Source organism: Streptomyces sp. NPDC048257, from assembly GCF_043201855.1.
Classification (GTDB): Bacteria; Actinomycetota; Actinomycetes; order Streptomycetales; family Streptomycetaceae; genus Streptomyces.
In genome coordinates, this window is sequence record NZ_JBICZI010000017.1 from 72,459 (window position 1) to 95,822 (window position 23,364).

17 protein-coding genes are annotated in these 23,364 nt (G+C 71.6%); 3 read left to right on the forward strand and 14 right to left on the reverse strand.

The features are described from left to right. Positions 1 to 57: 57 nt before the first annotated feature. Positions 58 to 768, reverse strand: a complete 711-nt coding sequence (locus tag ACGFZK_RS26745; protein WP_393851400.1) for a ribonuclease HII — start codon at positions 766 to 768, stop codon at positions 58 to 60. 115 nt (positions 769 to 883) lie between these two features. Further along, positions 884 to 1,486: a TetR/AcrR family transcriptional regulator gene (locus ACGFZK_RS26750; RefSeq protein ID WP_393851401.1), complete on the reverse strand. Its 603-nt coding sequence runs from the start codon at positions 1,484 to 1,486 to the stop codon at positions 884 to 886. A 141-nt stretch (positions 1,487 to 1,627) separates the two neighbouring features. Between ACGFZK_RS26750 and ACGFZK_RS26755 the strand changes: the two genes are divergently transcribed. After that, complete coding sequence (locus ACGFZK_RS26755) at positions 1,628 to 3,181, forward strand: MFS transporter (RefSeq protein ID WP_393851402.1); 1,554 nt, start codon at positions 1,628 to 1,630, stop codon at positions 3,179 to 3,181. 91 nt (positions 3,182 to 3,272) lie between these two features. On the opposite strand, the gene ACGFZK_RS26760 is transcribed toward ACGFZK_RS26755, so the two are convergent. The 5 genes from ACGFZK_RS26760 to ACGFZK_RS26780 form a co-directional block, all read right to left on the reverse strand. Continuing rightward, positions 3,273 to 4,778, reverse strand: a complete 1,506-nt coding sequence (locus tag ACGFZK_RS26760) for a DUF4153 domain-containing protein (protein WP_393851403.1) — start codon at positions 4,776 to 4,778, stop codon at positions 3,273 to 3,275. 785 nt (positions 4,779 to 5,563) lie between these two features. Next, on the reverse strand, positions 5,564 to 6,481 hold the full coding sequence (locus tag ACGFZK_RS26765; RefSeq protein ID WP_393851404.1) for an ADP-ribosylglycohydrolase family protein: 918 nt from the start codon (positions 6,479 to 6,481) through the stop codon (positions 5,564 to 5,566). A gap of 11 nt (positions 6,482 to 6,492) precedes the next feature. Further along, positions 6,493 to 7,152, reverse strand: a complete 660-nt coding sequence (locus ACGFZK_RS26770; RefSeq protein ID WP_393851405.1) for a histidine phosphatase family protein — start codon at positions 7,150 to 7,152, stop codon at positions 6,493 to 6,495. Positions 7,153 to 7,224: 72 nt separating this feature from the next. Further along, on the reverse strand, positions 7,225 to 7,830 hold the full coding sequence (locus ACGFZK_RS26775; protein ID WP_030709623.1) for a YdbC family protein: 606 nt from the start codon (positions 7,828 to 7,830) through the stop codon (positions 7,225 to 7,227). Positions 7,831 to 7,862: 32 nt separating this feature from the next. Then, a complete protein-coding gene (locus ACGFZK_RS26780) occupies positions 7,863 to 8,711 on the reverse strand; it encodes an arylamine N-acetyltransferase (RefSeq protein WP_393851406.1) in 849 nt (282 codons plus the stop codon). Between the two features lie 98 nt (positions 8,712 to 8,809). On the opposite strand from ACGFZK_RS26780, the gene ACGFZK_RS26785 reads away from it, so the two are divergent. After that, positions 8,810 to 9,769, forward strand: coding sequence for a DUF1152 domain-containing protein (locus ACGFZK_RS26785; protein WP_393851407.1), 960 nt, complete (start codon positions 8,810 to 8,812; stop codon positions 9,767 to 9,769). Positions 9,770 to 9,862: 93 nt separating this feature from the next. On the opposite strand, the gene ACGFZK_RS26790 is transcribed toward ACGFZK_RS26785, so the two are convergent. Both ACGFZK_RS26790 and nrdR read right to left on the reverse strand, forming a co-directional pair. After that, positions 9,863 to 12,751: a vitamin B12-dependent ribonucleotide reductase gene (locus ACGFZK_RS26790; protein WP_393851408.1), complete on the reverse strand. Its 2,889-nt coding sequence runs from the start codon at positions 12,749 to 12,751 to the stop codon at positions 9,863 to 9,865. Positions 12,752 to 12,895: 144 nt separating this feature from the next. Then, complete coding sequence (gene nrdR, locus ACGFZK_RS26795) at positions 12,896 to 13,408, reverse strand: transcriptional regulator NrdR (protein WP_393851409.1); 513 nt, start codon at positions 13,406 to 13,408, stop codon at positions 12,896 to 12,898. 469 nt (positions 13,409 to 13,877) lie between these two features. On the opposite strand from nrdR, the gene lexA reads away from it, so the two are divergent. Beyond that, the gene (gene lexA / locus ACGFZK_RS26800; RefSeq protein ID WP_327264806.1) at positions 13,878 to 14,678 is read left to right on the forward strand and encodes a transcriptional repressor LexA; all 801 of its coding nucleotides are present in this window, start codon (positions 13,878 to 13,880) and stop codon (positions 14,676 to 14,678) included. Positions 14,679 to 14,780: 102 nt separating this feature from the next. Here the strand turns inward: lexA and ACGFZK_RS26805 are convergent, their stop codons facing one another. From ACGFZK_RS26805 to ACGFZK_RS26825, 5 genes are all read right to left on the reverse strand, one after another. Beyond that, entirely contained in the window at positions 14,781 to 16,751 is a 1,971-nt protein-coding gene (locus ACGFZK_RS26805; protein ID WP_393851410.1) for an ATP-dependent DNA helicase, read from the reverse strand. 52 nt (positions 16,752 to 16,803) lie between these two features. Then, positions 16,804 to 18,708 (reverse strand): IucA/IucC family protein, encoded by a 1,905-nt coding sequence (locus ACGFZK_RS26810; RefSeq protein ID WP_393851411.1) that lies wholly within the window; start codon positions 18,706 to 18,708, stop codon positions 16,804 to 16,806. Between the two features lie 99 nt (positions 18,709 to 18,807). Then, a complete protein-coding gene (locus tag ACGFZK_RS26815; protein ID WP_393851412.1) occupies positions 18,808 to 19,521 on the reverse strand; it encodes a GNAT family N-acetyltransferase in 714 nt (237 codons plus the stop codon). A gap of 31 nt (positions 19,522 to 19,552) precedes the next feature. Continuing rightward, entirely contained in the window at positions 19,553 to 21,745 is a 2,193-nt protein-coding gene (locus ACGFZK_RS26820; RefSeq protein ID WP_393851413.1) for an IucA/IucC family protein, read from the reverse strand. Between the two features lie 22 nt (positions 21,746 to 21,767). Next, a complete protein-coding gene (locus ACGFZK_RS26825) occupies positions 21,768 to 23,156 on the reverse strand; it encodes a diaminobutyrate--2-oxoglutarate transaminase family protein (RefSeq protein WP_393851414.1) in 1,389 nt (462 codons plus the stop codon). Positions 23,157 to 23,364 lie beyond the last annotated feature (208 nt).

Genomic DNA, 23,364 nt, shown 5'->3' on the forward strand with positions numbered 1-23,364 from the left:
GTTGATGTCTATCAAACACCGGTACGAAACGTACCGGCCGGTGGCACGTGCGTGCGATCAGAAATCGAAGCCGAGTTGGCCTCCGTTTTCCAGCTCCATCGACTCCTCGCTGCGGCGCACCTTCTTGAGGTGGCGCCAGCGGGGCAGCGCGTCGAGGTACGACCACGAGAGCCGGTGGTAGGGAGTGGGCCCCAGCTGCTCCAGCGCGGCCCGGTGCACGGGCGAGGGATACCCGGCGTTGGCGGCGAAGGCGAAGTCCTCGATCCCGCCGCCCCGTTCACCGAGTTCGGCCATCATGCGGTCGCGGCGGACCTTGGCGATGACCGAGGCCGCGGCGACGGCGATGCAGGACTGGTCGCCCTTGATCACCGTACGGACCCGCCAGGGCGAGCCGAGGTAGTCGTGCTTGCCGTCGAGTATCACCGCGTCGGGCCGCACCGGCAGGGCGTTCAGTGCACGCTCGGCCGCCAGGCGCAGGGCGGCCGTCATCCCCAGTTCGTCGATCTCCTCGGGCGAGGAGTGCCCGAGCGCGTACGCGGTGACCCAGCCCTCCAGGACATCGAGCAGCGCGTCGCGTCGTTTGGGGGTGAGCAGTTTGGAGTCGGTGAGCCCGGCGGGCGCCCGGCGCAGGCCGGTGATCGCCGCGCACACGGTGACGGGTCCGGCCCAGGCCCCTCGTCCGACTTCGTCGACCCCGGCGATGACCTTGGCGCCGGTGGTTGCACGGAGGGAGCGTTCGACGGTGTGGGTGGGTGCTTCGTACGGCATGGCGCCAGCAAGGTTACGCCGCCCCGAGCCCACTGCACACCCCCGCCCGGGTCCGACCCGCGCGCGATCGGACGTGAAACCCGCTCCACGCGCCCCGCGCCGCCCCCGCCGCATCTCACACCCTGAGCAGCGGAACCATCACCTCGTCGATCAGCGCCGCAATGTCCGCATCCCCCCATTCGCTTCCGCACACCTTGGTGCGGTACATCAGCATCGCCGGAATGACATCCACGACAAACGGACCAGTCGCGTCCGGTCTCACGTCACCCCGCTCGATTCCGCGCCCGACAAGCTCCCTGATCAGACGCTGGGCCGGCTCCTGCAGACCGGACCAGATGACTCCGTGGAACCGGTCGGCATGCATGTGATCGCATTCGTGAAGCACCGACCACAGGGCCTGACCGGCGCGCGAGCGCATGACGTCCCGCGTGCGCGCGCACAGCAGGTAGAGGTCCTCACGGATCGATCCACAGTCGGGAATGTCACCGATCCGCGGCAGGCCGGTCCGCAGCGCATCGGCCACCAGGTCCGCCTTCGACGGCCAGCGGCGGTAGAGCGCGGCCTTGCCGGTGTGCGCGCCGGCCGCGACGCCCTCCATGGTGAGCGCGTTCCAGCCGACCGTGCTCAGCCGCTCCAACGCGGCGTCGAGAATCGCCTGTTCGAGTTCCGGACCCCGCCGACGCCCCGGCGACGGCGCTGACCAGCGTGAAACCGCCATCTCCCCACCTCCGACCGGCTCGCACGTTCGACGCACGTATTTTCAGCCTTAGTGAACGCTTGCGTTCACTAAGGAGCGGCTCCTACCGTGGACCCGCAGTGAACGAATACGTTCACTATTTCACTTTGGGGGGGATCCTCAGTGACAAGCTCTCAACTCGCCACACCACGGATACCGGGCGCGGCCCGCCGGGAGGGGCGCCCCGGAGTGGCGCTCGCCGTCATCGCCGCATGCCAGCTCATGGTCGTCCTCGACGCGACGATCGTGAACATCGCGCTCCCGCACATCCAGAGCGCCCTCGACTTCACCACCACCGACCTCTCCTGGGTGCTCAGCGCGTACACGCTCACCTTCGGCGGCCTGCTGCTGCTCGGCGGCCGGGCGGGCGACATCCTGGGCCGACGCCGGGTGTTCCTCACCGGAATCCTGCTCTTCACCCTGGCCTCCCTGCTCGGCGGATTCGCCCAGGAGCCCTGGCAGCTCCTCGCGGCCCGCGCCCTGCAAGGGGTCGGCGGCGCGATCGCCTCGCCCACCTCGCTCGCCCTGATCACCACGACCTTCCCCGAAGGCCCGGAGCGGAACCGGGCGTTCGGGGTGTTCGCCGCCGTCTCCGCGGGCGGCGGCGCGATCGGCCTGCTGGCCGGCGGCATGCTGACCGAGTGGCTCGACTGGCGCTGGGTCCTCTTCGTCAACGTGCCGATCGGCGTGCTGATCGCCGTCCTCACGCCGCTCTACATCACCGAGTCCGAGCGCCACCCCGGCCGCTTCGACATCGCCGGAGCCCTCACCTCCACCGGTGGCATGGCCTCGCTCGTGTACGGGTTCATCAGCGCCTCCGAGGAGGGCTGGCGCGACGCCGTCACCCTCGCCTCGTTCGCCGCGGCCGTGGTCCTGCTCGCGCTGTTCGTGGTCATCGAGTCGCGGGCCCGCGAGCCGATCATCCCGCTGCGCATGTTCGCCGACCGCAACCGCACCGGCACCTACGTGATCATGCTCGGCCTCGCCGCTGCGATGTTCGGCATGTTCTTCTTCATCGTCCAGTTCGTGCAGAACGTCCTTGGCTTCTCCCCGATCCAGTCCGGCCTCGGCTTCCTGCCCGTGACGGTCGCCATCGTCACGGCCGCCGGTCTCTCGCAGCGTTTCCTGCCGCGCTTCGGCCCCAAGCCCTTCATGGTCATCGGGTCCGCGCTCACCGGCACCGGGCTGGCCTGGCTGACGTTCATCCGGACCGACAGCTCCTACGTCTCCGGGGTGCTCGGGCCGATGGTGCTGTTCGGCTTCGGCATGGGCCTCAACTTCGTCACCCTGACCCTCACCGCCGTCTCCGGCGTGGCGCCGAAGGAGGCGGGCGCGGCCTCCGGCCTGCTCAACGCCAGCCAGCAGGTCGGAGGCTCGCTCGGCCTGTCCATCCTGGTCACCGTCTTCGGCACGGCCAGCCGCGACGAGGCCGCAAAGCAGGTCCCCGCCTTCATGGCGCAGGCGGATCCCGGTCAGATCGCCGCGTTCGAGAAGTCCGGCTTCCTGCCCGACCCCTGGGGTGACCTGGTACTCGCCCACGGCATCTCCACCGCGTTCTTCGCGGCCGTCGCCATGGCGGGCCTCGCCCTGGCCACCGCCGTGCTGGTGATCCGGGTGCGCAAGAGCGACCTGGAGGCCCTGGCCGGATCCGCCGCGAAGGCCGGTCCGGCCGCCTGACCGCGGCGCGCGGTACGGGGCCGGGTGCGGGGGATGTCCCCCGCACCCGGCCCCGTACGCGTCCTCGCCCGGCTGATCGACAAGACGCTGACTAGTACTCGACGCGACTGCCGAAGGCGCCCATGCGGGAGCAGGTCTCGTAGGAGGCGGTCACCGGACGCTCGCGCAGGATCTGCCGGGCCCGGTACTCGCCCAGGCTCATCGCGTACCAGGGGACGTCTCCCGCCCGGGCCATCTCGTCGTTGATCCCGCGCAGGGCGCAGGACCGCTGGGGCTCTGGCAGCCGGTCCAGGGCGGGTACGGCGTCCGCCGACAGGGACTGGAAGTAGGCCAGGTCGATCTTCGCGTCCGTCTCGAAGCGGGCCACGTTGCGCTCGGCGACCATCCCGTCCGGGGACAGCAGGCCGAAGACCAGGACGGCCGCGGCCACACTGCCCGCGAACGCGCGGGCCAGCCAGCGCCCGCCGAACAGTCCGGCCGCCATGATCAGTACGATGACCAGCCCGAGCCACAGTTCCATCGCGGCCACCGACACGCGCAGCCTGGTCAGCCCGTACGCGTCCACGTAGAGGTCCATGCGGCGCAGCGCCGCGGCGACGACCACCAGCGTCAGCGCGCACAGCACGCCGAGGACGATGCGGACGAAGCGGCGGTCGCCCGGTCCGGAGCGCGGGGCCCAGCGCAGGGCGAGCGCGATCACGGCGAGGGTGAGCACGGTGGCCCAGAGCAGTTGCCAGAAGCCCTGGCGGGCGTACTCGGCGTAGGTGAGGCCGGTGCTCTGCAGGACCTTGTCGTAGCCGCCGAACAGGACGGCCAGCTGGACGGCGTTGAAGCCGGCGAAGAGCAGGTTGAGCACGATCAGCGGAAGTGCCCATTCGACCCGGGAGCGCGGCTTGCCCGGGGCCACCTTGATCCGGTCCCAGCGCAGCGGGGCGGCGGCGGTGCGGGCCGCGGCGAGCGCGAGCAGCGCGCCGAGCACGAAGAGCATGAACCGGACGGGCCCGTCCTCCACCGACACGTCGGGCATCAGGCCGCCCAGGAGGTCGGAGAAGGCCGCGTCGGCGGAGGCGAACAGCGCGCCGAAGAGGACCAGCAGGGCGATGGCCACACCGGTCGCCTTGGCGACGGGCAGCCAGCGGTCCTTGTTGACCCCGCCCCGCGAGCGCAGCCCGGTCGCCAGCCACGCGATCCCTGACACGCCGGCGTCGAGGAAGCCGAGCGGGCTGAGCAGGACGCCGGGCCAGGTGCGGCTGCCGTGCAGGGCCAGGGCGCCCAGCAGGACGGCGGACAGGATCGCCAGTGTGGCCGGCCATGCGGAGTCGCGCAGGGCGGGTATGGCGAGGAGGGCGATGCAGCCGATCACCCAGGCCAGGGTCCAGGGGCGGGCGCTGCGGCGGGCCGCGCGAGCGGCGACGTACGCGGCGATGACGGCGGGCACCACCGCGACCAGCAGGCCGGGGCCCATGCCGTCGGCGAGGAGCAGCGCGGTGGCCAGGCCGGAGGCGAGGACGGCGACGATTGTCGCGGTCGGGATGGGGGCCGCCTCGGCGGGACGCACCAGCGTGGCCCACGAGGGCGCGGCTGAGTGCTGCCGCACCTGCCATGGGTTCCCGGGCGCTGCGGCGGCGGGCTTCCCTGGCGGTGGGCCGGCCGCGCCGGTGTGTCTGCCGCCGGCCGGGGGCGGCGTCGCGGGCGAATCCCCGGCCGGGGGCGGCGTCGCGGGCGAATCCCCGGCCGTGGATGGCGTCGCGGACGAATCCCCGCCCGTGGCCGCTGCGTTGACCGCGTCCTTGGACCGGGCTTCGTCCGCCCCGCCGGTGTTCTCTGACATCGGGTTCCCTCCCCTGCCGGCCGCCCCGCAGTACACGGTGGGGCGGCGATGCGGACAGAGTAGGCCGGTGCGATGCAGTTTTGAACAGGATCAAAAGCGGGCTGTGGCAGGACCGTGACAATCGGAACGGGAAACTTCACCGCGCGCCGGACGCCACCAACTCCGCAGGCCCCACCAGGGGGTGTCTCGTCGATCGGGCCGGATCGGGGAGCGGTGCCTGATGCGTGCGATCGCGAGGCCGAGAAGGGAGCCGACGCGGAGCGTCGGCGACCGACGAGAACGCGGCGGGCGGGCGTGCCGGGTGACGCGAGCCCGGCCTGACCGGCAAGACACCCCCTAAGGCCTGCCCCGGCAATCCCGGGCGGGCGCGCGACGCCGGCTACGGCACGCGTCGGATGCGGTGCATCGCACGGCGGAGGCGCGTTTTCCTACGGGGTGTATCAGGCTGTTGCCGACCACGCGGCGACGCGCGCCGATCCACCCGGGATTCGGGACGGCCCTTGGGTTCACAAGGCCCACCCGTCCACGGGGCGGCCACGGCCCACCGGGCGTCAGCCCGCCGCGACCTCCGGCAGCCAGGCCGGCAGGGCCTCCGTACGCGCCAGCCACGCGGCCGGCAGCACGGCGTCCCCGCGCGCGCCCAGCACCCCGCCGACGATCGCGCAGGTCGTGTCGACGTCCCCGCCCACCTGCGCGGTGGTCCAGAACGCCCTCTCGTAGTCGTCCAGCGCCCGCGCCGCCGACCACAGTGCGAACGGCACGGTGTCGTGCGCGCTCGTGCGCCGCCCGCAGCCCAGAACCGCCGCGACCGTGGTCGCGTCGCCGTAGTCCAGCATGTCCCGCGCCCGCCGCAGTCCGGCGCCCACCGCACTGCGCGGCACCAGCGCGATCACCCCGTCCAGCAGGTCGGAGGCCTTCGGGGGGCCGTCCGTGCTCGCGGCCAGCGCGGCGGCGGCGGCGACGGCCATCGCTCCGCACACGGCCTCGCGGTGCTGGTGGGTGGTGTAGGCGGAGATCTCCGCCTGGTGCGTGGCCTGCTCCGGGTCGTCGGCGTACCAGGCGCCGAGCGGGGCGATCCGCATGGCGGCGCCGTTGCCCCACGAGCCCTGCCCGTTGAACAGTTCGGCGGCCAGCGTGCGCCAGTCCTGCCCCTCCCGCACCAGACGCAGCATCCGGTTCACCGCGGGCCCGTAGCCACGGTCGAAGTCGTGGTGGTGGGCGAAAGAACTCGCGAGCGCGTCCTGGTCGATGCGCCCGTGCTCGGCCAGCACGGCCACGACCGAGCAGGCCATCTCGGTGTCGTCGGTCCACTGCCACGTGCCGGCGCCGGAGGGCAGCTCGCGCCGCTTGAGCATGGGGTAGTTCACGGGGACGAAGTACTGGGAGCCGAGGGCGTCACCCAGCGCCAGCCCTCGGAGGCTGGCCATGGCGCGCGCGTAGCGCCGTTCGGGAGTGGAATCAGGCGTCATCGCGGGCCACTCTAGCCGTCCAGGTCATAAGGCTCGGGTGTGGTCCACCGCTCAAACGGGCGGTCCATCCGGTACCGGCCGTCCGGGCCCAGCAGGAGCATCCGGAATTCGCCGTTGCCCGGATTGGACAGGGCCTCGAATTCGGACACGGACCAGTGGAACCAGCGCATGCAGAACAGCCGCATCGTCAGCCCGTGCGTCACGAGCAGCACGTTCTGGGGATGGTCGGGGGCCTCGAAGCTGCGGTAGAGGCTCTCCAGGAAGGAACCGACGCGGTCGTACACGTCGGCCCCCGACTCGCCCTGGGCGAACCGGTAGAAGAAGTGCCCGTACGCGTCCCGGTAGGCCTTCTGCAGCCGTACGTCGTCCCGCTCCTGCCAGTTCCCCCAGTCCTGCTCGCGCAGGCGCGGCTCCTCGCGCATCCGCACCCGCGTCGGGTCCAGCCGAAGCTCCCGGAAGGTCTGCAGGGTGCGGCGGTACGGGGAGACGTACGCGCTGATCGTCTCGTCCCCGAAGAGCTCGCGAAGTCGGTCGCCCGCTGCCGACGCCTGCTCGCGCCCGTTCCGGGTCAGCCGCAGGGCGTGGTCGGGCTCCCTCTCGTACACCGAGTCGTCGGCGTTTCCCTCCGATTCCCCGTGTCGGACAAGGACGATGCGGCGTGGTCGAACCATCCCACGACCCTATTCGGCCATCGGGCTGCCCGCCCACCGGGCACGCCGGTCGGCCCGGCGGTCATCGTACGGTCATACCGTCCAGGAGGGTTCGAGGTCGACGACGTCGCCGGTGAGGGCCTCGACATCGGCCTGGATCTGGGCGCGCAGCGAGAGCCGCTCGACCCGCTCCTGCCGGTACTTGCCGTGCTCGGCCGCGGCGTGCCACATCGACAGCACCAGGAACTCCCGGCCCGGGGCCTCTCCGAACAGGCCGCGGACCATCCCGGGCGAGCCCGCCATGGCCGGATTCCACACCTTCTCCTGCATGAGGGCGAAGTGGTCGACCCGGCCCTCCCGGACCCGCGTGTGCGCGACCCGTACGACGTCGGCATCGGTGAAGCGCGGCTCGAAGCCGGTCTTCACGTCGAAGCGGTGGTCGAAGAGGGTGACCCGCAGATCGGTGTAGGTGCCGTTCTGCGCGGCGGCCAGCCGGTCGTGCGAGCGGGCCATGAAGGAGTCGTAGAAGGACCGGCTCTCCCAGAACGCGAAGACATGCGCGACCCCCTGCCGGCCCCGGCTCCAGCCGCCGCCCTGCCCCCGGAATCCCGGCTCACCCGGCAGCCCCGCCCATTTTCGCTGCCCGCGCTCGAACCCGCGTCGGTCCGTCACCGTGCAGCGAATCCACTTGACCAGCACGGCGCCATCGTACGGGCCAGGTGCGGCCCCGGTCAGTCCCCGGCGCGGTGGATCCGGACCAGTTCCTCCGCTTCCCGATCGGGCAGGCGAAGCCCGAACTCCCGGTCGAGCACGGCGAGCAGCTCGTCCGGTCCGACCGTCTCCCGCTCGGCCCGCCCGTCGGGGTACAGGCGGGTGAGTTCCCGCCCGACGAGCGCCCGGCGGACGCCGTCGCCCGGGTACTGGACGACCAGCCGCCCGACGAAGGAGGAGGCGGGGTGGCTGGAGCTGTAGTGGTTGAGCACGACGTAGTCGACGGGGTGGTACTGCTGCGGGGAGAAGGCGTACAGGTCCCGCCAGGTGTCCCCGCGCAGCAGGCACAGCGCGAGGACGCCGTTCTCCTCCTCGCGGACGCGGTACGTCCACTCCCCCTGCTGCACGTCGGTACCCGGGCGCCCCAGCGGAACGGGCTCGCGGGGGCCCTGGTGCCCGAACCCGGCGTCGCACAGCCACGGTTCGCCGTCGACGGTGACGACGAGGACCGCGTGCGTCACGGCCAGCAGGGAGTCCCCGCGGGCGCGGTTGCGGGCACCGCGTCCGGAGACCTCGAAGCCGATCCGCTCCAGGGCAGCGGCCAGCAGCGAGTTCTGCTCGTAGCAGTAGCCGCCGCGACGGCGGTGCACGAGCTTGTCCTCGATCGACTTGAGGTCCAGCGCGACGGGGCGGTCGAGCAGGACGTCCAGGCTCTCGAAGGCAATGGCGGCGGTGTGGGCCCGGTGCACTGCGTACAACGTGGGGAGGTCCGGCCGGAGTTCCCCGGACGCCCCCGCGTCCCCCGCGTCCCCCGGAAATCCGATCCGCGCCAGATAGGCGTCCAGGTCCAGCTCGTCACCGCTCCACATGGCTGACCATCTCCCCGTTCTCCCCCGCGTCGTCCGCCGTCGCACTGCCGTGAAAATCCCGAGGCGCGCCGTCACGGGCACCCCGCACAATGATCGTCATGACGGCTCTGCACACCAACCCGCTTTTCGACCGCCTCGCCGACGCCGAAAGCATCCTGATCGCCGGTGCGGGCGGCGGCTTCGACATCTACGCCGGCCTCCCCCTCGCCCTCTCCCTCATGCACCAGGGCAAGCGGGTCCACCTGGCGAACCTCTCCTTCAGTTCGCTCGCCGGACTGCCCACCGAGGGGTGGGCGGCCCCCGACCTCGCCGCCGTCACCCCGCGCTCCGCACCGCACCTGTCCTACTTTCCGGAGCGGACCCTGGCCCAGTGGCTGGAGGCGCACGGCTACCCGGCCACCGTGTACGCCTTCCCCCAGATCGGCGTGCAACCGCTGCGCGCCGCCTACCGCGAGCTGGTCGACCTCCACCGCATCGACGCGGTCGTTCTGGTCGACGGCGGCACGGACATCCTGATGCGGGGCGACGAAGCGGGCCTCGGCACCCCCGAGGAGGACCTGACCAGCGTCGCGGCGCTGGCCGCGCTGGACGAGGTGCCTCAGCGCCTCGTCGTGTCGGTGGGCTTCGGCGTGGACGCGTACCACGGGGTCAGCCACGGACTGGTGCTGGAGAACATCGCGGCGCTCGAACGCGCGGGCGCGTACCTCGGGGCGTTCTCCATACCGCGCGCCACCAGGGAGGGCGCTCTCTTCCTGGACGCGGTGGCCCACGCCCAGGAGCAGACCCCTGACCGGCCCAGCATCGTGAACGGCTCGATCGCCGCGGCCGTCCGGGGTTCCTTCGGCGACGTGCAGTTCACCAGCCGCACCCGGGGCAGCGAGCTCTTCGTGAACCCGCTGATGTCGCTGTGCTTCGCCTTCGACCTGCCGGGTCTGGCCGCACGCTGCCTCTACCTGGACCGCATCGAGGACACCCACCTGATGCGCCAGGTCCATTCCCGGATCGCCGAATTCCGCGACGACCAGATCACCCGTCCGCCGCTGCGCATCCCCCACTGACGCTCCGGGCGGGGCGCACCACGCGAAGCGGGGAGCCGGCATGGCGCCGGCTCCCCGCTCTACCAGGCACTCAGTACCTGGGGACCGCTACCTTCAGCTGCAGCCGCTGGTGGAGCCGCAGCCCTCGCAGATGTAGCAGGAGCCGGCGCGCTGCATCTTCGTACCGCAGGAGAAGCAGAGCGGGGCGTCGGCGGAGACACCGAGCTGCATCTCGACCAGTTCGGCGTTGCTGTGCGCCGTCTTCGGGGCCGGGAGGGAGACCGCAGCGACCGGCTTCGGGGCCGACGGGACGGCGGCCAGCGGGGTCGCCTGCGTCAGGGACTCGTTGTCCAGCTCGTCCTGGAGGGGCTCGTAGGAGCCGGTGTCCAGGTGGCGCTGGCGCTCCTCGGCGGAGTGGATGCCGAGGGCCGAGCGGGTCTCGAAGGGCAGGAAGTCGAGCGCCACGCGGCGGAAGATGTAGTCGACGATCGACTGCGCCATCCGCACGTCCGGGTCGTCCGTCATACCGGCCGGCTCGAAGCGCATGTTCGTGAACTTGGAGACGTAGGTCTCGAGCGGAACGCCGTACTGCAGACCGACCGAGACGGCGATCGAGAAGGCGTCCATCATGCCCGCGAGGGTCGAGCCCTGCTTGGACATCTTCAGGAAGACCTCGCCCAGACCGTCGTCGGGGTAGGAGTTCGCCGTCATGTAGCCCTCGGCGCCACCGACCGTGAAGGAGGTGGTGATCCCCGGGCGGCCCTTGGGGAGGCGCTTGCGGACCGGACGGTACTCGATGACCTTCTCGACCGCCGCGCGGATGGTCTCCTCGGCCTTCTCGGTGACCTCGGCCTTCTCCTCTTCCTTCTTCTTCGCGGAGAGGGGCTGGCCGACCTTGCAGTTGTCGCGGTAGATCGCGAGCGCCTTGACGCCCAGCTTCCACGCCTCGAAGTAGATCTCCTCGATCTCCTCGACGGTCGCCGTCTCCGGCATGTTGACCGTCTTCGAGATCGCGCCGGAGATCCAGGGCTGGATCGCGGCCATCATGCGGACGTGGCCCATCGCGGAGATGGAACGCTCGCCCATGGCGCAGTCGAACACCGAGTAGTGCTCGGTCTTCAGGCCCGGGGCGTCGACGACCACGCCGTGCTCGGCGATGTGGGAGACGATCGCCTCGATCTGCTCCTCCTGGTAGCCCATGCGGCGCAGGGCCTGCGGGACGGTGCCGTTGACGATCTGCATCGAGCCGCCGCCGACGAGCTTCTTGAACTTGACCAGGGCCAGGTCCGGCTCGACACCGGTGGTGTCGCAGGACATCGCGAGACCGATGGTGCCGGTCGGCGCGAGGACGGAGGCCTGGGCGTTGCGGAAGCCGTTCTTCTCGCCGAGGCGCAGGACGTCCTGCCAGGCCTCGGTGGCCGCGGCCCAGATGCTGTTGTCCAGGTCCTCGGTGCGCGGTGCGACGGCGTTGGCGTCGGCGTGCTGCTTCATGACCCGCTTGTGCGAGTCGGCGTTGCGGGCGTAGCCGTCGTACGGGCCGACGATGGCGGCCAGCTCGGCGGAGCGCTTGTACGCGGTGCCGGTCATCAGCGAGGTGATCGACGCGGCGAGGGTGCGGCCGCCGTCCGAGTCGTACGCGTGGCCGGTGGCCATCAGCAGGGCGCCGAGGTTGGCGTAGCCGATGCCCAGCTGGCGGAAGGCTCGGGTGTTGTCGCCGATCTTCTGCGTCGGGAAGTCGGCGAAGCAGATGGAGATGTCCATCGCGGTGATGACGAGCTCGACGACCTTGGCGAAGCGCTCGGCGTCGAAGGACTGGTTGCCCTTGCCGTCGTCGTTCAGGAACTTCATCAGGTTGAGCGAGGCGAGGTTGCAGGACGTGTTGTCCAGGTGCATGTACTCGCTGCACGGGTTCGACGCGGTGATCCGGCCGGACTCGGGGCAGGTGTGCCAGTTGTTGATCACACCGTCGTACTGGATGCCCGGGTCGGCACAGGCCCACGCGGCCTCGGCGAGCTTGCGGAAGAGCGCCTTGGCGTCGACCTTCTCGATGACCTCACCGGTCATACGGGCACGCAGGCCGAACTCGGTGCCGTTCTCGACGGCCGTCATGAACTCGTCGTTCACGCGGACGGAGTTGTTGGCGTTCTGGTACTGGACGGACGTGATGTCGTCGCCGCCCAGGTCCATGTCGAAGCCCGCGTCGCGCAGGGCGCGGATCTTCTCCTCCTCCTTCACCTTGGTCTCGATGAAGGCCTCGACGTCCGGGTGGTCCACGTCCAGGACGACCATCTTGGCCGCGCGGCGGGTGGCGCCACCGGACTTGATCGTTCCAGCGGACGCGTCGGCGCCGCGCATGAAGGAGACCGGACCGGAGGCGTTGCCGCCGGAGGAGAGGAGCTCCTTGGAGGAGCGGATGCGGGAGAGGTTCAGGCCGGCGCCGGAGCCGCCCTTGAAGATCATGCCCTCTTCCTTGTACCAGTCGAGGATCGACTCCATGGAGTCGTCGACGGCCAGGATGAAGCAGGCGGACACCTGCTGCGGCTGGGGCGTGCCGACGTTGAACCACACGGGGGAGTTGAAGCTGAAGATCTGGTGCAGGAGGGCGTACGTGAGCTCGTGCTCGAAGATCTCCGCGTCGGCGGGCGACGAGAAGTAGTCGAAGTCCTCGCCGGCCTTCGTGTACGTCTTCACGATCCGGTCGATCAGCTGCTTCAGACCGGTCTCGCGCTGCGGGGTGCCGACCGCGCCGCGGAAGTACTTGCTGGTGACGATGTTGACCGCGTTCACCGACCAGAAGTCGGGGAACTCGACGCCGCGCTGCTCGAAGTTGACCGAGCCGTCGCGCCAGTTGGTCATGACGACGTCACGGCGCTCCCAGCTCACCTCGTCGTAGGGGTGCACGCCCGGGGTGGTGTGGATGCGCTCGATACGCAGGCCGCCCTTGGCAGCCTTGGTCCCCTTGGCGCGGGAACCACGTGCCGAGCCGCTCGCCGTCTCTGTCATGCCGCTTCCTCCCATATGCGGGCAAAAACGCCCTAAAGTGCCACCGATATTCCGCGGCACGGTGCTGTTTCTTGTATCTACGTCTCTTCGCCTGACGAACCGGCCGCGTCACGACGCGTGAGCGCCGTGGCACGGACCGTCCGGCTAGTCGGCGGCGGAGGCGGGCACGGGGACCAGGACGGTCCCACCGCGCTCGCACTCTTCAGGATGAGGCTGCGAATCGCGGAGCTCCGCGATGGCGGTCTCGAAGTCTTCAAGGGTGTCGAAAGCTTTGTAAACGGAAGCGAACCGCAGGTACGCGACCAGATCGAGCTCCTGCAACGGGCCGAGTATGGCCAGACCCACGTCATGGGTGGTCAGCTCGGCGCTTCCGGTGGCGCGCACCGCCTCTTCGACCCGCTGGCCGAGTTTGGCGAGGGCGTCCTCGGTGACCGGCCGCCCCTGGCACGCCTTGCGCACGCCGGAGATGACCTTGGTACGGCTGAAGGGTTCGGTCACCCCGCTGCGCTTGATCACCATCAGCGAGGCCGTCTCCACCGTCGTGAAGCGACGGGAGCAGTCGGGGCACTGACGGCGCCGACGGATCGACGTGCCGTCGTCCGTGGTGCGGCTGTCGACTACGCGGCTGTCGGGGTGCCTGCAGAAGGGGCAGTGCATGGTTCCCTCACCCTCCCTCTTGGCACGACTGAATCACCCCACGGAGCCCCTGAACGACGGAGAAGGACTCCGTCGGGGGCTCGTGAAGCAGCCACCAGCATATGCGATGCCGGGGCCCCTGGAAGACCCGAGGACCACAACTTCTGGGTGGCAGCGCTCATCCAACCACTAGATCTTGGGTTGTGGCGGATTTACACAACCCCGCGTGTCGCGCCGTCCGATGAGCGGACGCGGGGCTTCCCGGTGCCACACTGGGCCCAGACCCGGACGGTGGCGATCCGACCGGGAAGGGTACCGTAAGCGGCGGACGCCGAGCCGAACCCGCGTTCGGCGAACCGATCGTCCATACACCTCTTGATATGCCCACACAGGACGATCTGCGATTTTTCACTCGAACGTGTGTTTGGCGCAACCTTTCGAAAGCAACTACCGTTGTCCAGCTAGGGAGAACATTTCGAGAGGGGCCGACGTGACCACCACCGCAGACAGTGCCGCCATTACTGCCCAGAACCGCTCCCAGAGCCAGAGCCGACTCGAGCCGGTGCATGCCATGAACGACGCAAACCTGAACCCGGATGCGGAGCCCGTAGTACGCCCCGCACGCTCGCTGCCAGGTCGACCTCCAGGCATCCGCGCCGACAGCTCCGGACTCACGGACCGGCAGCGGAGGGTCATCGAGGTCATTCGCGACTCCGTGCAGCGGCGGGGTTACCCGCCGTCGATGCGGGAGATCGGCCAGGCGGTCGGCCTGTCCAGCACGTCGTCGGTCGCACACCAGCTGATGGCCCTGGAGCGCAAGGGCTTCCTGCGTCGCGACCCCCACCGCCCCCGGGCCTACGAGGTGCGCGGCTCCGACCAGCCGAGCTCGCAGCCCACGGACACCACGGGCAAGCCCGCCGCCTCCTACGTTCCCCTGGTCGGCCGGATCGCGGCCGGCGGCCCGATCCTCGCCGAGGAGTCGGTCGAGGACGTGTTCCCGCTCCCCCGCCAGCTCGTCGGCGACGGCGAGCTCTTCGTCCTCAAGGTCGTCGGCGACTCCATGATCGAGGCCGCCATCTGTGACGGCGACTGGGTCACGGTCCGACGCCAGCCCGTCGCGGAGAACGGCGACATCGTCGCCGCGATGCTCGACGGCGAGGCCACCGTCAAGCGCTTCAAGCGCGAGGACGGCCACGTCTGGCTCCTCCCGCACAACGCCGCCTACCAGCCGATTCCCGGCGACGAGGCCACCATCCTCGGCAAGGTCGTCGCGGTACTGCGTCGGGTCTGACCCCGTCGCCCCCCATCAACCCCCGGGATCCACTGCGCCGGTCCCGGGGGTTGTTCCATGCCCCGGGACCGGCGGGCCGGGCACGCGGAGCGGCCTCGCTGGCTACTTGCCGTCGGCCTTGGCCGTCGCGTCGATCGCGGCGAGGGAGCGGCGGACCTGGTTGCGGTCCGTGGTGTACCAGAAGTCCGGCAGCGTGGCCCGCAGGAAGCTCCCGTACCGCGCCGTGGCCAACCGGGGATCCAGGACCGCGACGACACCCCGGTCACCCGAGGCCCGTACGAGACGACCGGCGCCCTGGGCCATCAGCAGGGCGGCATGCGTGGCCGCGACGGCCATGAAGCCGTTGCCGCCGTGCTCCTCGACCGACTTCTGGCGGGCGCTCATCAGTGGGTCGTCGGGGCGCGGGAAGGGGATGCGGTCCATGACCACGAGCTGGCAGCTGGGGCCGGGCACGTCCACGCCCTGCCAGAGCGACAGGGTCCCGAACAGGCAGGTCTTCGGGTCGGCGGCGAAAGACTTGATCAGCTCGCCGAGGGTTTCCTCGCCCTGGAGCAGGATCGGGTTGTCGAGCCGGCCCCGCAGCTCCTCGGCGGCCGCCTTGGCGCCGCGCATGGAGGAGAAGAGGCCGAGGGTGCGGCCGCCGGCCGCCTCGATCAGTTCGGCGAGCTCGTCCATCATGTCGCCGCGGGTCCCCTCGCGGCCCGGCGTGGCCAGGTGCTTGGCGACGTAGAGGATGCCCTGCTTCGGGTAGTCGAAGGGCGAGCCGACGTCGAGGCCCCGCCAGACGGGCACGTCGTCACCCTCGACGCCCTCGGGGGACAGGCCCAGGGAGGCCGCGACCCCGTTGAAGTCGCCGCCCAGCTTGAGGGTGGCGGAGGTGAGGACCACGGAGCGGTCCTCGAACAGCTTCTCCCGCAGCAGGCCGGACACCGAGAGCGGGGCGACCCGGAGCGTGGCGCCGAAGCGGTCGTGGCGCTCGTACCAGACGACGTCGTACTCGGAGCCGTTGGTGATGCGCTCCGCCACTCCGTGGATGCTCTCCACGGCGGCCAGCGCCTGCTTGCGCACCGCGTCCTCGTCGTGGACGGACTTGTCCCGGGTCGCTCCGATCGCCGAGATCACGTTGCGCGCGGCGTCCCGCAGGGACATCAGCGCGTAGCCCAGGTCCTCGGGGACCTGCTCCAGGCGGCCCGGGAGCGCCAGCTCCATGACCCGCTCGAAGGATTCGGAGGCGGTCTGCAGGGCATCCGCGGTCTTCTCGTCGACCAGCTTGGCGGCGCGCTTCACGGCCCGGTTGACCTGCCCCGGGGTGAGCTCGCCGGTGGCGACCCCGGTCACCCGGGAGACCAGCTCGTGGGCCTCGTCCACGATCAGCACCTCGTGCTGCGGCAGCACCGGGGCGCCCTCGATGGCGTCGATGGCGAGCAGCGCGTGGTTGGTGACGACCACGTCCGCGAGCTTGGCCCGCTCACGGGCGGCCTCCGCGAAGCACTCGGCGCCGTACGCGCACTTCGTCGCGCCCAGGCATTCGCGGGAGGAGACCGAGATCTGTGACCAGGCCTTGTCCGAGACACCCGGGGTCAGGTCGTCGCGGTCGCCGGTCTCGGTCTCGTCGGCCCAGTCGCGCATCCGCAGCAGGTCCTGGCCGAGCTTGCTGGTGGGCGCGGCCGCCTCGAACTGGTCGAAGAGGCCGTCCTCCTCGTCCTGCGGAGCACCCTCGTGGAGGCGGTGCAGGCACAGGTAGTTCGACCGGCCCTTGAGCATGGCGAACTGCGGGCGGCGGCGCAGCTGCGGATGCAGTGCGTCCACCGTCCGGGGCAGATCGCGCTCGACGAGCTGCCGCTGGAGGGCGAGGGTCGCCGTGGCGACGACCACGCGCTCGCCGTGGGCGAGGGCCGGCACCAGGTAGCCGAGGGACTTGCCGGTGCCGGTACCGGCCTGGATGAGCCGGTGGGAGTTGTCGTCGATCGCTTCGGCGACGGCTTCGGCCATGGCCACCTGGCCGGGGCGCTCCGTGCCGCCGACGGCGGAGACGGCGGCGTGCAGCAGGTCGGGGAGGGAGGGCTTCGTCATAGCACTGCCAACCCTACGGGGCCGCACCGACAGTGAACGCACCGCCGAGGAATCATGGCCGGTACAAGGGGTTGGGGACGGTGCCGTGCTGCACGGCGTGCGGGCGGTCGGGGCGGTCGCGGTAGCCGTCCTCGTAGAGCCGGTTCCGGTTCAGGCAGAGCCGCCCGATGCGCTCACCGAGCAGGTCGAAGAGCTCGTAGCGGTCCTTGAGCTCGGGGAAGCGGGCCTGGTGACGCAGGATCTCCGCCCGTACGAGGGACCAGAAATCCCTCTCCGGGACGTCCAGGCGGTCCTCGCACAGGGCCGAGAGGTACCGGAAGACGCCGACGAACAGCCCGGAGTGGATGAACTGGGGCAGGTAGTCGGCGGGCTCGGCGAGCAGGACCGCCCGGACCTCGTCGGGCAGGGACGCCAGCTCGGGCAGCGGTTCGTCGCTGATGTTCACGTCGTCCACGAAGTCCTTGACCGCGAGCCGGACCGGCACGTCGTGCTCGTCGAAGATCACGACGGCGTTCTCGCCGTGCGGGGAGAAGACGGTGCCGTAGCGGTAGAGGAAGCGGAGCAGCGGGGGCAGGAGGGCAGCGAAGAGACGCTGCAGCCAGACCGTGGGGGCCAGCCCGGACCGGGCGACGAGCTCGGCGGTGAAGGACCGGCCGCGCGGGTCGGTGTGCAGGAGGGAGGCGAGCGTGCGGGCGCGCTCGCCGGGTGCGAGCAGGCCGGTGAGGGGCTCGCGCCAGATCGCGCCGAGGAGCTCCTTGTACTGGTACGGGACCTCGGGGAGCGCGTCGTAGACGGGGTGACGCACGGTGACGGAGGCGACCTCGCCGAGCAGGACCACCCGGCACTCGTCGCGGAGGAAGGGGTCGCCGTCGCGGAGGGAGTGGATCCAGGCCGTGACGGCGGGTGCGGCGAGCGCGAGGTCGCTGGGCAGTCCGCGCCAGACCATGGTGTTGAAGACGGAGAGCGGGAGTTTGACGCTGTGCCGGTCGGGCCGGCTGAGGTTGAGGAAGGTACGGACCGACTGCTGCGGGAGGCGGACGTCGGGATCGGCCGGGAGCGGCACCAGGGCGCCGGAGGCGAGCGCCGGGGCGAAGAGGGGGAGGACGACCTCGTCCCACTGCCAGGGGTGGACCGGGAGGTAGAGGTAGTGGAGCGGGTCGAGGCCGCGGTCGCGCAGGGACCGGTCGAAGGTCTCGCGGGTGACGGGGTCGAGCTCGGCGGTGTAGAGGCGGGCGGGGTCTTCCAGGCCGGCGGTGCCTCGGTAGGTGGCGAGCGAGATGTGGGCGGCGAGCCAGGGCAGCCGCTGGCGGGTGCGGGCCTCGGGGGCCCAGGCGGCGGTGTCGGAGGCGGAGAGTCCGATGCGGCCCTTGTTGGGGACGAGCCAGGGGTGTCCGGTCTGGTGGCCCTCGAGGGCGGCGTAGTCGAGGTCGGCGAGGACGTCGGCGGTGAGTGCGGTGTGGTCGAGCCGGGCGTCGGCGGCGAGGGTGGCGCTCAGCTCGCGGACGAGGTGGCCGAGGGTGGGGCCGTCGAGACCGAGGAGGGTGCGGGCCCGGATGAGGAAGGCGTACGGGTCGCCGAAGGCGGTCGGAGATCCGAAGTCGCCCTGCACGGTCGGGGCGGACGGGGCGGGCGCCGGTGGGAATGGTGCGGGCGCCGGTGGGGTGAGGGTGATGGTGTCCGGGGTGACGTGCCAGCTGCCGTACGAGCGGCGGCGGGCGCGGAAGCCGAGGCTGCTGCCGTCGTCGAGGGCCAGGGTCCAGGCGTCGCCGGCGGCGGCCTGAGCGGGGACGGGACGGATGATCTCCTCGTAGGCGAATTCGCCGAGCATCTTGGCGAGCAGCCGGCGAGCGGCGAAGTCCCAGGTGGTGCGATTGAGTTCGGGTGGCGTGCAGGGGTGCTGGGGTGAGGGTGGCACGGCTGGTCCGGCCGCGTCGGAGGCTGCGGGGAGGTTCGGCACGGGACTCCTCGAGGATCGGGAACTTTGCTTCGTCACGCAGAGTTATCGAAGGGAGAGGTGCGAAGCTGCCGACGACGGTCGGGGCTTGCGGGGCGGCACTCAGAGGAGATTGCGCAGCACCCGCTCCCGGATCATCAGGGCGGCCCGCTTCTCGGGAAGGTCGATTTCCGCGTAGCAGCGGAAGCCGGAGCTCAGGAAGGCTGATACGGAGGGGGTGTTGCGGATGTCCGGTTCCGCGACGACGCGTGTGCAGCGGGGGCGGTTGCCCAGGATCAGGTCGGCGACGGCGCGCAGCAGAGCCGTTCCCAGTCCGCGGCCGCGGTTCGTGCCGTCTCCGATGAGCAGGTGGATACCCGTGTCGTGGGGGCGCGCCGGGTAGTGCCCGCAGAGCGGGTCGAGGTCGGCGCGGTAGATCTCCCAGTAGCTCATCGGCATGCCGTCGAGAAGGCCGAGGCAGGGGATGCTGCGGCCGTCGCCGTCGAGCTGGGCCCACAGGTGGGCTGCGGTGACCGCGGCAGGGCCGGCGAGCTCCCAGTAGGCGGCCACCTCGGGATCGTTCATCCAGCCCGTGAGGAGCTCCAGGTCACGGCCCGGGCGTACGGGTTCGAGGCGAAAGGCTCCGGCGGGTGTGGTGACGCTGCCCCAGGTGGCGGGGGAATCCAGCAGGTCGGCTTCGGCGAGCAGCGGCAACAGGCCTGCGTTCAGGCGTGGTTCGCGCCGTCGTTCGGCGAATTCCACGACTCCGGTGGCAGCACGGGTGTCGTGAGCGGATCCGGCGGCGGGGGCTGGGGCCGGGGTGTCGGTGGCACGCATCGGGGCTCTTCTCCGCGTCGGCGCCGACGCGTCAATCGTGAAGGGGGTTGGTGATGGTGACGTAGACGGACTGGGTGTCGACGGGGCCGACCAGCTCGTCGAGACCGCCCAGGCGGGTGAGCAGGTTCGCCTTGCAGCGCAGGGTGGGCGAGTCGAGCAGCCGTGTGGGGAGCGGGCCGAGGCCCGCGGCCTTGGCGAGGAAGCGGCGGAAGGCGGCGAGGAGGACGCGTTCGTCCGCGAGCCGCTGGGATCCGAAGGCGCCGATGAGGCCGAGCACGTTGTTGATGCCGAGGTAGTAGGCGAAGCGTTCGTCGGTGACGGCGTCGGAGACGAAGGTGTCGCTGGCGCTTCCGATGCCGGGCAGCCGGTGCTCCAGTTCCGCACGTCGGGATTCGCGGAAGTAGTAGCCCTGGTTGTCGCGGTAGCGGCCGCCGATCGGCCAGCCGGCCGGGTCGAGGAGGACCAGGGTGTTCTGCTGGTGCGCCTCGAGGGCGATACCGGCGAGCGCGTCGAAGGCGAGGACCGGCAGGACCACGTGGTCGAGGTAGCGCAGGAACCACTCGGCGGCGACGGCGGAGGTGGTGTGGCCGGTTGCGGTCGCGAGGCCGGTGACGAGTTCGGCGAGGCGGGAGCTCATCGTGGTCCGCCCGGGCCACGGGCGGGGAGCGGTGAGCGCGGCGATGCAGACGGGGTCGTCGCCCGAGCGGAAGGGGTTGTGGCGCAGCAGGGCGTCGAGTCCGGGCACGGGGGTGCCGTCGGGGGCGTCCACGGCGACCCAGGCGGGGTCGCGGACGATGTCGAAGTGGGGGTGGGCCGCCTGCCACTGCTCGGCGAGGCCGGTGCGGAGCAGCCGGTGCACCTCGACGCCCCGGTGGAGTTCCTTGCGGAGGTTCTCGCGGCGGGAGTTGGTGATGCGCAGGCCCAGGGAGAGCTTGAGCATCGCGGGGGCGCCGGGGCGGTGGACGGTGCGGACGGAGGAGGTGGGGTACCAGGGCTCGCCGTGCGGGCCGAGGTCGTGCAGAAGTCCCGCGTCGCGGAGGGCGGTGACGGCGGGGCGCTGGAGCAGGTCGCGGGCCTGCCAGGGGTGCAGGGGAAGGGGGGTGGCGTCGGCGTGGGGCAGCGGGAGCCCGGGGGCGAGCCGGCCGAGGAGCTGGGGCGCGGAGACGGGGCGGCCGCTCTCGGTCCAGGCCGATTCGCTCGCGAGGGCGGCGGGTTCGACCGCAAACCAGTGGAGGGGGAAGGAGCCGTGGAGTTCGGGTGAGTACTGGCGGGCCTCGGCCTCGGAGAGTCCTTCGCGGCTCTTCGGGTCCGGCTGGAGGGGGTGACCGAGGAGGAGCGACTGTTCGGCGGTGAGGAAGCGGTCCCCGCCCACGGGTGCCGGGGCGGTGGGGCGTTCGCGCCGGTCGGCGATGAACTCGGCGGTGCGGCGCACCGAGTCGGCGACTCTGCCGACGAGGTCGGCGGCGCCGCGGCCACCGCTCGTGCCCTCACGGGCGATGAGTGCGGCGACGGTGACGGCGTCGAGGGAGGGCGCCACGGCGGTCGTGCCTTCGAGCCGGACCGGACCGAAGCGGTGCCAGCCGGCGTGGGACCAGTGGCGGACGGTCACGAGCAGGGCGGTGCCGGAGGCGGGGAGGGGGATGCGCAGGGGGGCGCCGGCGGGGCCGTCGGGGCGGCCGAGTCCGGATTCGCGGACCCAGCAGCGGAGCAGGTTCTCCACGGCCGCGGTCTCGGCGGCGACGGCCGGGTCGGGGTGGTTCAGGAGGTCGGGGAGTGTGGTCGGCTCGAGCCGGAGGGGGCTCGTCCATCCGGTACGGGGCCGGGGCGTGCCGTCCTTCTGCCGAGGGACGGTGGGCGCGGCCGCCACTGCGGCCCCGGCACCGGACGCTGGGAGCTGCTCGGCCGGGGCGTCGGGCGGGGCCACCAGGGCCCCGTCGGTGCGGGCCGGCGTGGCGGCCGGGGGCGGGGACGGCGCGTCCTCGGCGGGTACGGGCTGGGCCGACGGGCTGACCGCGGGTTCCGGGCCCTGTGTCTCGGGCCCGTCGGGCCGGGGCGCCGGGGACGCCGGCTCGGCGGGCTCCCGTACGGGGGCGGCCGTGCCCGACGGCGGTGACGGCTGCCCCGGGGCGCCGGCACCGCAGTCCGGGAGCGGCTGCGGGAGCGGCTGGTCCGGCGCCGGCGGCTGGGTCGGCGTGACGGGGGTGGACTGGTGCGGGTCTGGCATCGCGGGTCCTCGGGGGTGCGGGTCAGTGGGTCCGGCGGACGGCGGCCGGAATGGAGTCGGCCAGGCGGTCGAGGACCGCCGCGGCCTGCTCGTCGGTCAGAGTCAGCGGGGGAAGGAGGCGGACCACGGCGCCGTGGCGGCCGCCGAGCTCGACGATCAGGCCGCGGTCCAGGCACTCCTGGCGGACGGCGGCGGCGAGGGCCGGTGCGGCGGCCCCGGTGTCGGGGTCGACGAGTTCGACGCCGATCATCAGGCCCCGGCCCCGTACGTCCCCCATGCAGGCCTGGCCGCGGGCCAGGCCGCGCAGGGCCGCCAGCATCCGCTCCCCCAGGGCGGCGGCGCGCTCGGCGAGCCGGTTCTCGCGTACGAAGGCGAGCGTGGCGGTACCGGCGGCCATGGCGAGCTGGTTGCCTCGGAAGGTGCCCGCGTGCGCGCCGGGGGACCAGACGTCCAGACCGGCGCGGTACACGATCACCGCGAGCGGCAGGCTGCCGCCGATCGCCTTGGAGAGGACCATCACGTCGGGAACCACCCCGGCGTGATCGACCCCCCAGAAGGCGCCGGTCCGGCCGACCCCCGTCTGCACCTCGTCGGCGATCAGCGGGATCCCCCGCGCCGCGGTGATCTCGCGCATCCGGCGCAGCCAGCCGTCCGGGGCGGGGATCACCCCGCCCTCCCCCTGCACCGGTTCGACGATCATGCCCGCGGGGGCGGGCACCCCGCCCTTGGGATCGTCCAGCAGGTTCTCCGTCCAGCGCGCGGAGAGTTCGGCGCCCTCGGCGCCGCCGACGCCGAACGGGCAGCGCAGGTCCTGCGGGTACGGCAGCCGGGTCACCCGTACCTCGGGGGCGCCCCCCGACGCGTCCAGGGCCCCTGCGGTCATGCCGTGGTAGGCCCCGGTGAAGGCGAGCAGACCGGAACGTCCGGTCGCGGTGCGCACGAGTTTGAGGGCGGCCTCCACGGCGTCCGTGCCGGCGGGCCCGCAGAACTGGATGCGCGCGTCGGCGGCCAGCGCGGGCGGCAGGTTGGCGAACAGCTCGGTGGTGAAGGCGTCCTTGACCGGCGTCGCGAGGTCCAGCACGTGCAGCGGGGCCCCCGAGTCGAGGACGCCCCGGATGGCTTCGAGCACCACGGGGTGGTTGTGCCCGAGGGCGAGGGTGCCGGCGCCGGAGAGGCAGTCGAGGTAACGCCGCCCGTCGGCGCCCTCGATGGTCAGCCCGCGGGCCCGCACCGGGACGATGGGCAGGGAGCGCGCGTACGTCCGGGCGGCGGACTCCCGCTGCGCCTGCCTGCGCAGGATGCCCTCGGGGGCGACGGAAGCGCCCGGACCCGGTGGCCGGCCTCCCTGCGGCGGCACTTGAGGCGGGATCTCTGTCGCGGCCGCCGCCGCGGCCGGCTCGGTGACAGCCACGAGTGTCGGTCCTCCCGCACTGATTGCTCTTCCGGATTGCGACTCGAACATGAACGCTGCTCCCCCATCCCCCGTACGTACCAACGACGGTGACGGCGACGGATCACGGGTTGACTCAAGATCCTTGTCCCGCAAGGGGCGAGCGCCAGGAACCGCGGCCCCGGCCTGTGTCGTCCTGGGCGGCAGCGGCATAGTGGGGGCCTGCACT